The sequence below is a fragment of the Eggerthella guodeyinii genome (assembly GCF_009834925.2).
Classification (GTDB): Bacteria; Actinomycetota; Coriobacteriia; order Coriobacteriales; family Eggerthellaceae; genus Eggerthella; species Eggerthella guodeyinii.
Window position 1 is genome coordinate 3374672 of the sequence record NZ_CP063310.1, and the last position, 13918, is coordinate 3388589.

19 protein-coding genes are annotated in these 13918 nt (G+C 65.6%); 9 read left to right on the forward strand and 10 right to left on the reverse strand.

Annotation, left to right across the window (positions count from 1 at the left end; translation table 11 throughout):
- Positions 1-31 precede the first annotated feature (31 nt).
- The 5 genes from GS424_RS14405 to GS424_RS14425 form a co-directional block, all read right to left on the reverse strand.
- Positions 32-841 (reverse strand): MerR family transcriptional regulator, encoded by an 810-nt coding sequence (locus GS424_RS14405; RefSeq protein WP_244977732.1) that lies wholly within the window; start codon positions 839-841, stop codon positions 32-34.
- Between the two features lie 200 nt (positions 842-1041).
- Complete coding sequence (locus GS424_RS14410; protein WP_160941176.1) at positions 1042-1689, reverse strand: NAD(P)H-dependent oxidoreductase; 648 nt, start codon at positions 1687-1689, stop codon at positions 1042-1044.
- Positions 1686-2192: a flavodoxin family protein gene (locus tag GS424_RS14415; protein WP_160941177.1), complete on the reverse strand. Its 507-nt coding sequence runs from the start codon at positions 2190-2192 to the stop codon at positions 1686-1688. Before GS424_RS14415 ends, GS424_RS14410 begins: the two co-directional genes overlap by 4 nt.
- A complete protein-coding gene (locus GS424_RS14420; protein ID WP_160941178.1) occupies positions 2189-3013 on the reverse strand; it encodes a 4Fe-4S binding protein in 825 nt (274 codons plus the stop codon). The genes GS424_RS14415 and GS424_RS14420 overlap by 4 nt, the downstream gene beginning before the upstream one ends.
- 56 nt (positions 3014-3069) lie before the next feature.
- A complete protein-coding gene (locus GS424_RS14425) occupies positions 3070-3627 on the reverse strand; it encodes a TetR/AcrR family transcriptional regulator (RefSeq protein ID WP_160941179.1) in 558 nt (185 codons plus the stop codon).
- Positions 3628-3839: 212 nt separating this feature from the next.
- Here GS424_RS14425 and hdcA point away from each other — a divergent pair, with 212 nt between their 5' ends.
- From hdcA to GS424_RS14440, 3 genes are all read left to right on the forward strand, one after another.
- Entirely contained in the window at positions 3840-4793 is a 954-nt protein-coding gene (hdcA, locus tag GS424_RS14430; RefSeq protein WP_160941180.1) for a histidine decarboxylase, pyruvoyl type, read from the forward strand.
- A 78-nt stretch (positions 4794-4871) separates the two neighbouring features.
- Positions 4872-6371, forward strand: a complete 1500-nt coding sequence (locus tag GS424_RS14435) for a basic amino acid/polyamine antiporter (RefSeq protein ID WP_160941181.1) — start codon at positions 4872-4874, stop codon at positions 6369-6371.
- Positions 6372-6618: 247 nt separating this feature from the next.
- Positions 6619-7524, forward strand: coding sequence for a DUF368 domain-containing protein (locus GS424_RS14440; protein ID WP_160941182.1), 906 nt, complete (start codon positions 6619-6621; stop codon positions 7522-7524).
- 11 nt (positions 7525-7535) lie between these two features.
- On the opposite strand, the gene GS424_RS14445 is transcribed toward GS424_RS14440, so the two are convergent.
- Together GS424_RS14445 and bilS are read right to left on the reverse strand one after the other, a co-directional pair.
- The gene (locus GS424_RS14445) at positions 7536-7811 is read right to left on the reverse strand and encodes a TfoX/Sxy family protein (protein WP_160941183.1); all 276 of its coding nucleotides are present in this window, start codon (positions 7809-7811) and stop codon (positions 7536-7538) included.
- A gap of 1 nt (position 7812) precedes the next feature.
- Positions 7813-8328, reverse strand: a complete 516-nt coding sequence (bilS, locus tag GS424_RS14450) for a flavodoxin family protein BilS (RefSeq protein ID WP_160941184.1) — start codon at positions 8326-8328, stop codon at positions 7813-7815.
- A gap of 189 nt (positions 8329-8517) precedes the next feature.
- On the opposite strand from bilS, the gene dmpI reads away from it, so the two are divergent.
- Positions 8518-8742: a 4-oxalocrotonate tautomerase DmpI gene (dmpI, locus tag GS424_RS14455; protein WP_160941185.1), complete on the forward strand. Its 225-nt coding sequence runs from the start codon at positions 8518-8520 to the stop codon at positions 8740-8742.
- Positions 8739-9185: a D-aminoacyl-tRNA deacylase gene (gene dtd, locus GS424_RS14460; RefSeq protein WP_160941186.1), complete on the forward strand. Its 447-nt coding sequence runs from the start codon at positions 8739-8741 to the stop codon at positions 9183-9185. The genes dmpI and dtd overlap by 4 nt, the downstream gene beginning before the upstream one ends.
- Before the next feature lie 31 nt (positions 9186-9216).
- On the opposite strand, the gene GS424_RS14465 is transcribed toward dtd, so the two are convergent.
- On the reverse strand, positions 9217-9579 hold the full coding sequence (locus tag GS424_RS14465; protein WP_160941187.1) for an arsenate reductase family protein: 363 nt from the start codon (positions 9577-9579) through the stop codon (positions 9217-9219).
- A 440-nt stretch (positions 9580-10019) separates the two neighbouring features.
- Between GS424_RS14465 and GS424_RS14470 the strand changes: the two genes are divergently transcribed.
- Positions 10020-10814, forward strand: a complete 795-nt coding sequence (locus GS424_RS14470; protein ID WP_154333080.1) for an EFR1 family ferrodoxin — start codon at positions 10020-10022, stop codon at positions 10812-10814.
- Positions 10815-10820: 6 nt separating this feature from the next.
- Here GS424_RS14470 and GS424_RS14475 read toward each other — a convergent pair whose 3' ends face one another.
- Entirely contained in the window at positions 10821-11267 is a 447-nt protein-coding gene (locus tag GS424_RS14475; RefSeq protein ID WP_160941188.1) for a PIN domain-containing protein, read from the reverse strand.
- A complete protein-coding gene (locus GS424_RS14480) occupies positions 11251-11670 on the reverse strand; it encodes a type II toxin-antitoxin system RelB/DinJ family antitoxin (RefSeq protein ID WP_160941189.1) in 420 nt (139 codons plus the stop codon). Before GS424_RS14480 ends, GS424_RS14475 begins: the two co-directional genes overlap by 17 nt.
- Before the next feature lie 283 nt (positions 11671-11953).
- Here GS424_RS14480 and GS424_RS14485 point away from each other — a divergent pair, with 283 nt between their 5' ends.
- From GS424_RS14485 to GS424_RS14495, 3 genes are read left to right on the forward strand one after another with little or no spacing between them, the layout of a single operon-like run.
- A complete protein-coding gene (locus GS424_RS14485; RefSeq protein ID WP_160941190.1) occupies positions 11954-12331 on the forward strand; it encodes a GntR family transcriptional regulator in 378 nt (125 codons plus the stop codon).
- A complete protein-coding gene (locus GS424_RS14490; protein WP_160941191.1) occupies positions 12331-13221 on the forward strand; it encodes an ABC transporter ATP-binding protein in 891 nt (296 codons plus the stop codon). The genes GS424_RS14485 and GS424_RS14490 overlap by 1 nt, the downstream gene beginning before the upstream one ends.
- Positions 13218-13916 carry an ABC-2 transporter permease gene (locus GS424_RS14495; RefSeq protein ID WP_160941192.1) on the forward strand — a complete coding sequence of 233 codons (699 nt, stop codon included), beginning with the start codon at positions 13218-13220 and terminating at the stop codon, positions 13914-13916. Before GS424_RS14490 ends, GS424_RS14495 begins: the two co-directional genes overlap by 4 nt.
- Positions 13917-13918 lie beyond the last annotated feature (2 nt).

Genomic DNA, 13918 nt, shown 5'->3' on the forward strand with positions numbered 1-13918 from the left:
GCGCAAGCCTGCGGGGACGCGGGCGGACGCTTTACGCGCAGTAGGCGCGGATGGCGTCGCGGAGGAATTCGGCGGCGCCGGGCGCGACGGCCTCGTAGTAGGCCTTGAAGCGGTCGTCGGCCACGTACATCTCGGCGAGGCCCTCGTGGGCAGCCTTCGAGTACGTGCCGTCCTTCCAGAAGGCGCACAGCCATTGGCGATGCAGGTCGGCCGCGCGGTGCGCATCCTCGCCCGCCGGATCGCCCGCCTCCATCGCCGCTCGCAGCGCGTCCTTGACGCCCTGCTCAAGCTCCTGGGTTTGGCGGTACCGCTCCACGCTCATGCCCATGAGCTTCGCGTTGCTCGCGTCGGCGGCGTCGTCGCTCCAGCGCTCGCGCACCTCTTCGCCGTACCGCCGCTCGTTCTCGTCGACGAGGCCCTGCTTGAAAGCCTCGAATTTTTCCTGGTCTTCCATGACGGTGGAACCTTCCATACAGGCGAGCGTTTTCTCCACGCTCGCAATCAATCCGTCGAGGCGCTCCTTGCGCGCATGCAGCTCGTGCAGATGACCGGCCAGCGCATCGCGCGCGTCGAACGCCGGGTCGTCCAGCAGCCGACCGATGTCGGCCAGCGGCATATCGCATTCGCGATACAGCAGCACCTGCTGCAGCCGGTCCACCTCGGCGGGCCCGTAGCGACGGTACCCGTTCGCCGCGCGCCGCGCCCTCACCAGCCCCAGCTCGTCGTAGTGGTGCAGCGTGCGCACCGTGCATCCCGACAACGCAGCCAGCTCGTGCACCGTGTAGCCGTCGCCTTCCCGCTCGCGCTCCATGAGCAGCCTCCTTCCTTCGATCGCGATCATGCTCACAGCCTACACCCTCACGTAACGTGAGGGTCAAGGGTGAATTTCGATCCCTGGAGAAGGCAAGCCCCCAAGAGCAACAGCCAGACGGTGCTCGACGACGAGAATACCCCGCTCGACGACGCTATCGACAAGACGCCCGCGACCACGTTCGTGCCTCCCCCTTTCCGTTCTCCGTCCTCCACACCTCGATGCAAACGCTACCCGCGCCACAGCAGTTCCTTCGGCTTGAGGCCGTTGGCTTTCGCCTGGCGCTTCCATTGGGCGTGGCCGGCCAGCTGGTAGAGGGCGCGGGGGAAATCGGGCTCGACGAACAGCGGCTCGCCCGGACGGCCTTCCGTGACGTCGTCCGCCAGCCAGTCGAGCGCCTTCCCCAGGCTGGTCAGCGGCCCGCGGCCGATGGGCGCCGCCTGCGCCATCTCGCCCGCGCCCAGCGCGAGCGAGCGACCGCGCGCGATGCCGCACGCGTCGCACCAGCTCCCCAGCATATCGAGCGCCACGGCGTTCTGCCGCGCCTCGTAGAAGCCGTTGTTCGCGATCGCGTGGAACCGCAGCGTGCGCGCCGCCCCCGGATCGTTCGCCGCCGCCCGCCCGATCGCCTCGAGCGGATCGTACAAGCTGGCCGGAACGCCGTCCACGTACAGCGGGAACGCGAGCACCGCCGCGTCGAAGGCGAGCACCTCCGCCGCCGACGGCCCGCGCGACTCCTTAAGCACGTCCGCAGCCCGGCAGAGCGTCGTCTCCGCGCGGCCGTCCAACCTGTCCCGCAGCCCGTTCAGCAGGGCGGCTGAGTTGCTGCCGCTCGGCCGCGGGCTGCCGCACAGCAAGAGCACCCTGCGCACCGTCATAGCACGGCCTCCTTCGCCGCCGCGATCCCCTCGTGAAACCGCACGTCGACGCTGCGCGCGCCCAGGTTCACGGCGTTCGCCTCCACGAGGCGCCGCGCGTTCTCCCGCACGGTCGGCGCTGCTTCGCCGTAAAAATGCACGGCGAAGGCGAAGGCGTGGTCGTGGCGCATGCGATGGTGCATCTCGCCGTCCACCGTGCGGAAGAACGGCAACAGGTAGCCGATCGAGCGATCGAGCACCGCCTTCACGTTGCGCGAGTAGCCGCCCCAGGCGAGCGGGCTGACGACGACCACCTCGTCGCTGCGCGCGAACAGCGCGGGGATGTCGACGGCCCGGTCGGCGATCACGCAGCGGGCCGGCGTCTTCACCCAGCAGCCGAAGCAGCCCACGCACGTCTTCACCGGGGGCGTCGCCGAGAACAACGCGTCGTCGGCCCCGAAGCCGCGCGCGAACTCCCCTGCATCCCGCTCGCCCGCATCGTACACGATCAACCGCCCGCTCATCGCACGCCTCCCATGCGCAGCTTCAACACGTCTTTGGGGCACGCGTCGGCGCAGGCGGCGCACTGGATGCACTCGGCGTCGACGATCGCGCCGCCCTGCGCCAGCTGCTCCACCGGCAGGCTCATCGGGCAGGCGCAGTCGCACTTCCCGCAGCCGACGCAACGGTCGGCCTCGGCGCTCACGTGCAGCTGCGGGACGCGCAGCGCGCTGCCCAGCTTCTCGCCCAGCACCATGAACGGCGCCATCCAGCAGATACAGTGGCACATGGCGCGCCGACCCAGAACCAGGTTGGGAACGAAGAACAGCGCCACGATGCCGAAGTAGATGGGCAGCCCCAGCGGGTTGTTCATCGACACGCCGCCCGGGATGCCGGCCAACGGGTCCACCAGCGCGAAGCCGCCCGCCATCCACGCGCACGCGGCGATGGAGCACATCCACGGCACCCAGATGGCGTACTTGATGCGCACCCTCCAGCCCAGTTTCGCGGGCTTGCCCACCGCGTCGGCCTCGAACTCCTGCAGGCCGCCCGCCGGGCACAGCCACCCGCACCACGCGCGGCGCAGCACGATCGCCAGCAAGAACTGCAGGCCGAACGCGATCGTGCTGCCCACCACCGCGCCCGACAGCGCACCCTCGATGACCAGCACGGGCGAGAAGTAGAAGATGGTGATCGGGAACAGCAGGAACGACACGAGCAACACCAGCCGCCGCACCCTCTGGCGCCTCCGCCCGCGCGCCCGCCGCTCGCGCAGCCCGGCCGTCGCCCCGCGGGAACCCTCGGCGGCGTCGCATGCCGCCGCCGCATGTTTCACGTGAAACATTCGTTCTGTACGACCAGATGTTTCACGTGAAACATCGGTGCGGGCGTCCGGGGCGCTCACGAGCGCACCATCGCGACGAAGCCCTCGAACGCGCGGTCCATGCGCGCGTGCAGCTCCTCGTCGGAGAACTGCGCGCCCGTGGCCAGCATCGCGGCCATGCCGTGCACGAAGACGATCATGTTGAGGTACAGCTCGCGCGCCGCCTCAGGCGACAGGTGCCCCAGCTCCTCGATGCATTGCTGCACGCCGTCGATGGCGACGCTCTCGTACACCTCGTTGAAGCCCGTCGCCTCCATGTGGGGCGACAGGTACAGGAAGTGGAACAGCGCGCGCTCCGTGCGCGCGAGCCGCAGGTGCGACAGGCCGTTGGACTCGAACGCGTTGTCCCCATCGTGCCGGTGCTCGCGGTTGTAGGCGCCCACCCATGCGCGGGCGTGGTCGTACAGCTGCCGCACAAGCTCCTGCATGTCGCCGAACAGGCTGTAGATCGGCTGCACCGAGCATCCCGCCCGCTGCGCCACCGACCGCGCGCTCAGCGCCGCTTCCCCCTGTTCGCGCACGATGGCAAGCGCCGCATCAAGCACCTGCTCCCTGCTCACCCGCTGTTCCGGCATACGTTCCTCCCGTGTATAACATCCGTTATATTACAGTTGTAATATACACCTCCCGACCGGCTTGTCAAGATCACGCCCCCGTTTCGAGCGCATGACGACCAGTCATCGGGGAAGGCACGGCTCGCCATCGAAACCCGTATTCGAAATTCGGCGCGCGCGAAGGGCCCTACAATCGGCGCTGAAATCGTTCACATACGAAAGGAGACCCATCCATGAAGAACGTTGAGGAGCGACGCAACCGCACTATCGCCCGCGAGGCCGATCAGCATGCAACCATGCGCGCGCCGCACATCGACAAGACGGCCATCAGCCCGTACGACGACTACTGCGACGGCTACGGCATGCCCGGCGCCTACGGCAACGGCTACGTGTCCGTGCTGAAGGTTTCGGCCGGCACGGTGGAGAAGACCAACGACGAGCTGGTCGACCGCATCGTCGCTTACGACAAGGCCGAGGCCGCCGACGCCTACGTCGGCCAGATCAACATGCTGACCGCCTCGTCGTTCTGCGGCATGGCCGGCCAGGTATGGGGCTACGACCTCGCCCGTCACGACTCCGTCGACAACGGCAAGAGCAAGCCGCTGTTCACCGAAAAGCAATGGAACGGCCGCGAGCTGGAAGTGTACGACGCCGCCCCGCTGCTGAGCGCCGGCGTCGAGCTGTTCGGCACCGAGCAGAACCGCCGTTACCACCCCATCCCGGGCGCGCACACCATCTGCGCGAACAAAGGCGTCGTCGCCTACCGCCCGAAGACCGACCGCGCGCTCAAGGAGGGCGAAGGCTACGGCGTGTGGTCCTTCATCGCCATCTCCCTGTCCGCCGACCGCGACTTCGCAGCCGACCTGTTCATCGAGGACGCCGGCATTTGGACCGAGAACGACAGCGAAGAGGACATGGTCGCCTTCCTCGAGCAGCACCGCAAGGCCATCGTCTGGTCCGTCGTCGAATGCGGCCGCGACCAGAACGTGCTGTACGACCGCACCTACGTGGGCTTCGCGCACCGCATCATGAAGCCGGGCGAGATCGGCAACGCCATCACCGTCGGCCCCTACGTCACGCTGGCCCGCAACGCCGTGCCTGCCACCGGCTTCGGCTCGCTCAACAACATGCATCTCACCGATTGGCTGAAGGACATGGACTTCGAGCCTCTCACCGACATCGCGTAATCGACGGCATTTTTCATCTTTCGAGCCGTCCAGGTGGTCCCCGGGCGGCTCGATCACGTTTAGACAAGGACTGGAAACATGGCAGATAAAACCGCTTCCGGTTCCGGCGGATCATCAGCCCAGGCCAGCTCGAAAAAAGTTGGCCTGATCGGCCTGGTTGGCATCGTCATCAGCGCCATGATCGGCGGAGGCATCTACAACCTCCCCCAGAACATGGCGGCAGACGCCTCCGCAGGAGCCATCATCATCGCCTGGGTCGTCACCGGCATCGGCATCTGGTTCATCGCGAACACGTTTCGCATCCTGTCGGCCGCACGACCCGAGCTCACGAACGGCCTGTACACGTACGCCGAAAAGGGCTTCGGCAAGCTGATCGGCTTCTTCGTGGCGTACGGCTACTGGATTTGCAACTGCTTCGCGCTTGTTGCCTACTCAGTGCTCGTCATGGCCACGTTGAACTACTTCGTGCCCGACTTCTCGGGCGGCAACAACATCCCGTCCATCATCGGCGGGTCCATCATCACGTGGATCATGTACCTGCTCGCCCTGCGCGGCGCGAAGTCCACGAGCTTCCTGAACATCATCGGCACCATCGGCAAGCTCGTGCCCGTCATCATCTTCATCCTGGCCGTGGCCACCATCTTCAAGTTCTCGGTGTTCATGGAAGGCTTCTGGGGCATGAAGGACGGCATCGCGCTGACGCTGAACTTCGACAACGTCATGCCGCAGGTATCCTCCACCATGCTGGTCACGCTGTGGCTGTTCCTCGGCATCGAGGGCGCCGTGGTCGTGTCGGGCAAGGCGAAGTCGCAGGCCGCCGTGCGCAAGGCCACCACCATCGGCTTCCTCGTCACGCTGGCCCTCTACATCGTCGTGTCGCTGCTGCCGTTGGGCGTGTACTCGCAGGAGACCATCGGCAACATGGCCGACCCGTCCATGGCCGCCATCATGCTGGACTCGTTCGGCAAATGGGGCGAGATCATGGTGAACGCCGGCGTGATCATCTCGGTGCTGAGCTCCTGGCTCGTGTGGATGCTCATGCTGGGCGAGATGCCGCTGGCAGCCTCCAAGAGCGGCATCTTCCCCAAGATGTTCGTGAAGGAGAACAAGAACGGCTCGCCCTCCACCGCGCTGCTGTGGACGACCATCGTCGTGCAGGTGGTGCTCATCATCTCGTTCTTCATCGGCAGCAACGCCTGGACCACGATGATCAGCATCACGAGCGTCATGGCACTTCCGTGCTACTTCTTCTGCACCCTGTTCCTGTTCAAGATCGCCATCAAGAAGGAATACCCCTCCGGCATCTTCGCCAGCCGCGGCATGGCCATCTTCACCGGCGCGGCCGGCTCGCTGTACGGCATCTGGCTCATCTACGCCGCCGGCCTCAACTACCTCATGGTGGCCTGCATCGTGTACGCCATCGGCTTGCCGCTGTACATCGTGGGCGTGCGCGAGCACGACCCGAAGGGGAAGCTGTTCGAGAAGAGGTCCGACAAGATCATCCTGGCCGTGGTGCTGGCGCTCGGCATCGCCGGCCTCGTCTACTCGGTCATCACGTTCGGGAACATCCATATCTAGCGCCCGCTCGCTCCGCGCTTGCTCGTCCCCAAGCCCGAGGCCGCCCCGCGGCCCCGGGCTTTTTTGCGCCGCAGGTCGAGGCATCGCGCGCAATGCGGCGGAGGGCGCGGCGGCTTTACCGTCCCTTTACACAGGCTTTACCGATTCTTAAGCGATCTGAATATCCTCCGTCGATCGGCGTACGACCTGGGTTTTTCTTCATCTGTCCGCCATGCTGGTGCCATCGGAAACCGAAAAGGAGCCATCTATGAAGGGCGCTACCGAACTCATCGTCAACTCCGTCCGCGGGTTTTGCATGGCCCTGGCCGACAGCGTGCCCGGCGTGTCGGGCGGAACCGTCGCCTTCCTGCTGGGCTTCTACGACCGCTTCATCGGCTCGCTCGACGACTTGTTCCACGGCACGAAGGCCGCGCGCCTCGCGGCCGTGCGCTTCCTGCTGAAGCTGGGCGTGGGCTGGGTGATCGGCTTCGGACTGTCGGCGCTCGTGCTGACCAGCTTCTTCGACTCGCACATCTACGAGGTCAGCTCGCTGTTCATGGGATTCATCGTGTTCGCCATCCCCATCGTCGTGCGCGAGGAGCTGGGCGCGCTGCGGGGGCGCCTGCCGAACCTCGCGTTCGCCGTCGCGGGCATCGCGTTCGTGGTGGCCGTGACCCTGCTGAGCCCCGTGTCGGGCACCGGCATCGACGTGGCGGTGGGGAATCTCGACGTCGGCCTCGTGGTGTACGTGTTCCTGGCGGCGATGGTGGCCATCTCCGCGATGGTGCTGCCCGGCATCTCGGGCTCCACGCTGCTGCTGATCTTCGGCCTGTACGTGCCCATCATGGGCGCGGTGCGCGCGGTGATGGGGCTCGACATGGCCTACCTGCCCGTCCTGCTCGTGTTCGCGGCGGGCGTGGCGTGCGGCGTGCTCGTGTTCGTGCGCCTCATCAGGATGTGCCTCGAGCGCTTCCGCTCGCAGACCATCTACGCCATCATCGGCATGATGCTGGGCTCGCTGTTCTCCATCACGCAGGGGCCGCTCACGCTGAGCGAGCCGCAGCCCGCTATGGGCATCGACACGTTCAGCATCGTGTTCTTCATCGTCGGCGGCGCCGTGGTGGGCGGGCTCCAGCTGCTCAGGTCGCGCCTGGAGGAGCCCGCCGAAGCGTAGCGTTCCGAGGCCTACTCGGCTGCGGGCTGGTTCGCGCGGGCGAACTCCTTGAGCTCCTGCTTGCGCGCCGGGTCGAGGAGCTTTTTCGGGACGCCCTGCACCGCGCCCTCCAGATCGTACAGCTGCATGACGCACACGCCCGGATCGATGGTCTGCAGCTTGAGCCACGCCTGCTCGGCGCCGATGGCCAGCAAGTCCTCGGGCGCGGCGATGCCCACCTCGGCCAGCTGCTGCGCGGCATGGGGGCCGATGTTGGGAAGGTCGGTCAGCTTCGCCGTGTTCGCCATGCTAGTTCGCCTCCTCGACCGCCGCGCGCAGACGCGCGAGGTCGTCGTCGTTGGGATGGTTGGCGGCCTCGTCGAAGTTGTCGATGAGCTGCTGCATGCGCGCAGCCTGCTCGGGTTTGGCGGCGGCCGTCTGCGCGTAACGCGCGCGGACGCTTGCGGGCATACGGCCTTGGCACATGAACGAACCGACGACCTGCGCCGAAGCGGGCAGGTGCACCGCCACGCGCGACATCACGCCGGCGAAGTACGTCGCGTCGGCGCCGAACCCGGCCGTGCCGAACAGGAACACGTCCTTGTCCGCGAGCGTCGCCAGCACCTCGGCCAGCTCGTCGCCGCAGTCGCCGCGATTCGTCCAAAACCCCGCGTACACGCGGTCGACCTGCGCGACGGCGGCGCGGTCGACTTCGTCCACCCGTCCGAACGCCCGGCACTCCCCGCTCGGCAGCGCGGCGGCCACCGCCTGCGCCAGCTGCTCGGTGTTGCCGGTGCTGCTCTCGTACACGATCGCGTAGGTCATGGGCGTCCTCCCTCGTGCGCGGCGCGCATCGCGCGCCCTCTGTCGTTTCGACCGTTATACACCCGCCCACCTGCATCGTAAACAGGTCGCACACGATCAGCACGGCCGCCCCACGCAACAAACCGTTGCATCGCCCCGCCCCTCCCACGTATGCGATAATGGCCCCATGACCGCGAGAAAGGACGCCGCATGCCTTACATCACCGTCGAGGGCGGACCGCTCGACGCCCCCAGCAAGAAGGCGCTCATCGAAGAGCTCACCGCCACCGCGTCCGCCATCATGCACGTGCCGGCCGAGTTCTTCCTCGTCACCATCAAGGAGCTGCCCGACGAGAACATCGGCATCGGCGGCAAGCCCATCGACGAGGTGAAAGCCGCCTATCGTCGCGAGCAGGAAGCTGCGGGCGGCCGATGAGGGCCGTGGTGCAGCGCGTGTCGAGCGCGCGGGTAGACATCGCCGGGGAGACGGTCGGCGAGATCGAGCGAGGGCTGCTCATCCTGCTGGGCGTGGGCCACGATGACACCGATGACCAGGTTGAACGCCTTTGGAGCAAGATCTCCCGCCTGCGCATCTTCGAAGATGCCGACGGCAAGACGAACCTCTCGCTGGCCGACGTGGGCGGCGAGGTGCTCGTCGTGTCGCAGTTCACCCTGTTCGCGAACTGCAGGCGGGGCAACCGCCCCTCGTTCACCGAGGCGGGCGCGCCCGACGAGGCGAATCGCCTGTACGAGCGGTTCGTCGAACGGGCGCGCCGCGATGCGCGCCGCGTGGAGACGGGACGCTTCGGCGCCTACATGGACGTGAGCCTGGTCAACGACGGCCCGTTCACGCTGTGGCTCGATACCGACGCGCTGTAGCGCATCCCCAGCATGCTCTAGCGCGCTTGCGCTAGAGCAGCGCGTGCTCCCACGCGGCTTCCTTGAAGCCCACGAGCACGAAATCGTCGCCCACCACGAGCGGGCGCTTCACCATCATGCCGTTCTCGGCCAAGAGCGCGTAGGCCTCCGCATCGCTCATGCCGGCATCGAGCAGGGCCTTCACGTTGCGCTCGCGGTACAGCATGCCGCTCGTGTTGAAGAAGCGGCGCAGCGGCAGCCCGCTTCTCGCGTGCCACGCGGCCAGCTCGTCGGCCGTCGGGTTGTCTTCCACGATGTGGCGATCGACGTACGCCACGCCGTGCGCGTCGAGCCACGCCTTCGCCTTCTTGCAGGTGGAGCACTTCGGGTACTCGATGAACAGCACGTCCGCCATGGTTCCTCCTCGGTTCGCATCTTTTCGCATGCCGCCCATCATACCAGAGCGGCGCCCACAACCGTGAAGCGGACGAACGTGCGCGAGCCCGCGCACCGCGGCGGTGGAATGTTTCACGTGAAACATTCGTTCGTGCTTCCTATTCGGCTCACGGCGCGCGACAGCCAAACCTGCCCGGAGCACCCCGCCCGAAGGCGGGTCGCGAACACCCCAATCCGGTGGTTTTCGCCCTTTCAGCGTCGGGAGGATGCACGGGGGGGGTGCCCGCAGGGCGACGCACCCGGCGGGGACGGAGATGCACCGGGGCTGACACGCAGAATAGGGAGCAAGGACACTTGCACGTCTTGATTCGAGCGGCTGCGGGATACGGCCGAGTAGCGAAACGAGCGCGCGGGGACGCACCTTGCTATACTGGGAGCATCCAGACGGAAAGGCCTCTCATGATCTTCTACTTCACCGGCACCGGCAACTCGCTCGCCGCGGCGCAGACCATCGCACGCGCGACGGACGACCTGCTCGTCGACATCGGCGCGGCGTACAAGTACAAGGACTTCGATTTCACGCTCGCGCAAAACGAGCAGCTCGGTTTCGTCTTCCCCACCTACGCCTGGACCACCCCGCCCATCGTCGACGCGTTCGTCAAGCGCGCGCAGTTCCGCACGGGCAACAAGGAGACGTTCACGCCCGGCTACTGCTTCGCCGTGCTCAGCTGCGGCGCGTTCGTCGGCAACGCCGCGCGCATCTTCGGCGACCGCCTGCTCGAAGCGCAGGGCATCAACCTCGACGCCTCGTTCAGCGTGAAGTCGGTGGGCAACTGCACCTATCTGTACGCGCCCGCCCAGGGAGAGAAGCGCGAGCGCCTGCTGGCCGCCGCGGAACTCGCCACCCGCACGGTGGCCGAGCGCATCGTCGCCCGCGAGCACGTGCGCGCCGAACACCGCAACCCTGCCGGCGTGATCCTGTCGAAGCTCACCGAGAAGGACGAGAAGCCGCGCTCCACGGCCGAGTTCTTCGCGCTTCCCACCTGCATCAGCTGCGGTCAATGCGCCGATTTGTGCCCCACGAACACCATCACGCTCATCGAGGGCACGCCCCGCTGGGCCGAGCTCGGCTGCACGCAGTGCCTCGCCTGCCTGCATCGCTGCCCCGTGAACGCCATCCAATACGGCTCGAAAACCGAACGCCGCGGCCGCTACGTCAACCCCGTCCTCGCAAAAGCCCCCCGGCGCGCCTGAGCCGCACTACCAGTCGATGACCTCATACGTCAAGCCGAGTTCCGTCTCCAGGCTATCGAACAGCTCTTTCGGAGAAAACACGGCCTGACGCGACTTCGCGAAGCCTTTGCGGTCGCGCGTGAGGAGATAGTCTGCTTTCACCTTCTCGGCGCATACATCGACCAAGCAATCCTCGAAGTCGGGCCAACTCCGCTCGCAGGCTTCGCGAATATCGGCGGCATCGACGGAGCACACGTCAAGGTACTCCAAGCTTTGCAGAAGCGTCTGTTGGATATCCTCGCTCTTGTTATCTTTGAGCATCACATAGAAGATGTCCGCGAACGATTTTGCCGACACCCATAGTTCGATATCGCCAATTTCTTGCATAACGCGCAGCTTAACAGCCGCCTCGCCCTCGGGAGGGCGACAAGTAAACAGGTCGATCATGACATTCGTATCAAGCAAAGCGCGCATAGCGTTCCCCCCTCGCTTCGTCGAGCAGCTCCTTGAATGGGCGCTCTCCCCATCCATCAGGCGCCTTGAGCGTCATTGCGCGCATACGTTCCTGCAACTTCTCCTTTTGCTCAGGCGTGAGCGTACGATGCTGGCCCCTCAAATCCTCAAGCGAGGAAAACGTAGACGGAAGCTCCTCGTGCTCAAGCACGTACTTGTATGCGGCGTTCACCAGCTCGGTAGGCGTGAAGCCTATCTTCTTGAGCACGGCGTTCCCCTGCTCTTTGATCTCGGAAGGCACGCGGGCCGTCACGATGGAATCCGCACGGGCGGGCTTATCCGAAACTTCCTTCTTGGCAGTGCACGTTACCTGAGTTTTTCCAGCGGTTTGCCGCGCAGCTTTCTTTTCTTTGACGACGGCCATATGAGCAGCCTCCTTTCGTTGGCATCAATATATCGTAATACCGTATTACGTGCAAGAGACACCATATGCTTGCCAAACACGCTTGACGGGTGTGTATCTATTGTTTATAGTGTGCATATCGGGTATATACGCTCAACACGTTACGGGCGGCATTACCCGAGCGGAGGGGGAGCAGGGAACGTGCTTGCAACCCTTCCAGGCGCGAAGCGGGACGCCGCGACGTGCCACCCGAGCGCAGGGGACGCCCGCGCGTTCGGATACGGAACACGAAAGGGAGCTTGAGTTGGACATCATCATCTCGAACGCGAGCGACAAGCCCATCTACGACCAGATCGTCTCGCAGATGAAGGCCCTCATCCTGACGGGTGAGCTGGACGAAGGGCAGCAGCTGCCCTCCATCCGGGCGCTGGCCGGCGACCTGCGCATCAGCGTCATCACGACGAAGCGCGCGTACGCCGAGCTGGAAGCGCAGGGCTTCATCGAGACGGTGCCCGGCAAGGGCAGCTTCGTGGCCGGCGGCAACCTCGAGCTTCTGCGCGAGGAACGCCTCCGGCGCATCGAGGAGCTGCTCGCGCAAGCGGTCGACGAGGCGCACGGCGCGAACGTCGACGTCCACGACCTCCACAACATGCTCGACCTCATCGCAGAAAGTGACGACTGATGAACGACCTCCTTCGCATACGCAGCCTGTCGAAGCACTACGACGGGTTCAACCTGCAAAACGTCGACCTCACCGTGCCGCAAGGCAGCGTGGTCGGCTTCATAGGCTCGAACGGCGCCGGCAAGACCACCACCATCAAGGCCATCCTCGGCCTCGTATATCCCGACGCCGGCTCCATCGAGCTGTTCGGCCAGAACGTCGGCGAGCACGCCAGCGGCAAGGCCGTCAAGGACGCCAAGCAGCGCACGGGCGTGGTGTTCGACACCTGCTCGTTCCCCGAGGAGATGACCATCGCCTCGGTGGGCAAGCTCATGCAGTACAGCTACAACACGTGGAGCGCCGCCGACTTCGAGCAGCGCTTGGCCCAATTCGAGCTGCCGAAGAGCAAGACGGTGCAGGACCTCTCCCGCGGCATGAGCATGAAGCTGTCGCTGGCCTGCGCGCTTGCGCACGATCCCGACCTGCTGATCCTCGACGAGGCCACCGCCGGGCTCGACCCGCTCGCCCGCGAGGAGGCGCTCGACATCCTGCGCGTCTACATGCGCGACGAGCGCCACGGCATCCTCATGTCCAGCCACATCACGAGCGACCTCGAGAAGATCGCCGACTACATCGTGTGCATCGACGCCGGCCGCATCGTGTTCGCCGTCGAGAAGGACGCCATCACCGACCTGGCGGGCATCGCGCACTGCCGCGTGGCCGACTACGAGCGCATTGCCGAAAGCGGCTTCTTCGCCCCTGGCGAGCTGCGCAGCATGCGGCACCCTTACGGCATCGACGTGCTGGCGCCCGACCGCTTCGCGTTCGCCGAGAACTTCAAGAACATCGCCTTGGACAAGGCGGATATCGACGCCTACATGGGCTTGATGCTGAAAGGAGAGGTCCGATGAAAGCCATGATCATGTCCGACCTCCTGATCGCCAAGAAATACCTGCTCCAGCAGCTGGGCATCGCCATCGTCGTGGGCATCTTCATCTGCATCATGATCGGGAACCTCTACGTCGTCCCCCCTGCGGTGGGCGTCATGATCCCCTTCTCGCTGACCATCATGATCCTCTCGCTGGACGAGCGCGCCAACTGGCAGCAGTTCCGCCTCGCGCTGCCCATCTCGCGCGCCGACGTGATCAAGGGACGCTACGCGAGCTTCCTGCTGCTCGCCCTGTGCGGCATCGCGGTGGGACTGCTCACCACGTTCCTGGTGATCATCGCCGCGCAAGTCGCCCCGAACGTGCCGCAGCTGGCCGACCTCATGGTGAACTTCTCCTGGCAGGCCCTGCTCATGGTGTCGGTCGTCGGCATCAGCATCATCCTCGTCATGCTGTCCATCACCATGCCGGTGTTCTCGCGATTCGGCATGACGAAAGGCGTGCGTTACATTCCATTGCTCATCATCTTCGGCGTGTTCATCGCGTTCTCGTTCAGCGGCGACGGCCCTCCCCCCGCGTTCGCGCTCGACGTGCTGAACCTGCTGGAGACCCCCGCCGGCACCGTCGCGGTCGCCGCCGGCATCCTCGCGATCGTCGCCGTCGTGTACGTCGTCTCGGCCATCATCTCCATGGGCCTGTACAAGAAGCGTGAGCTCTAGGC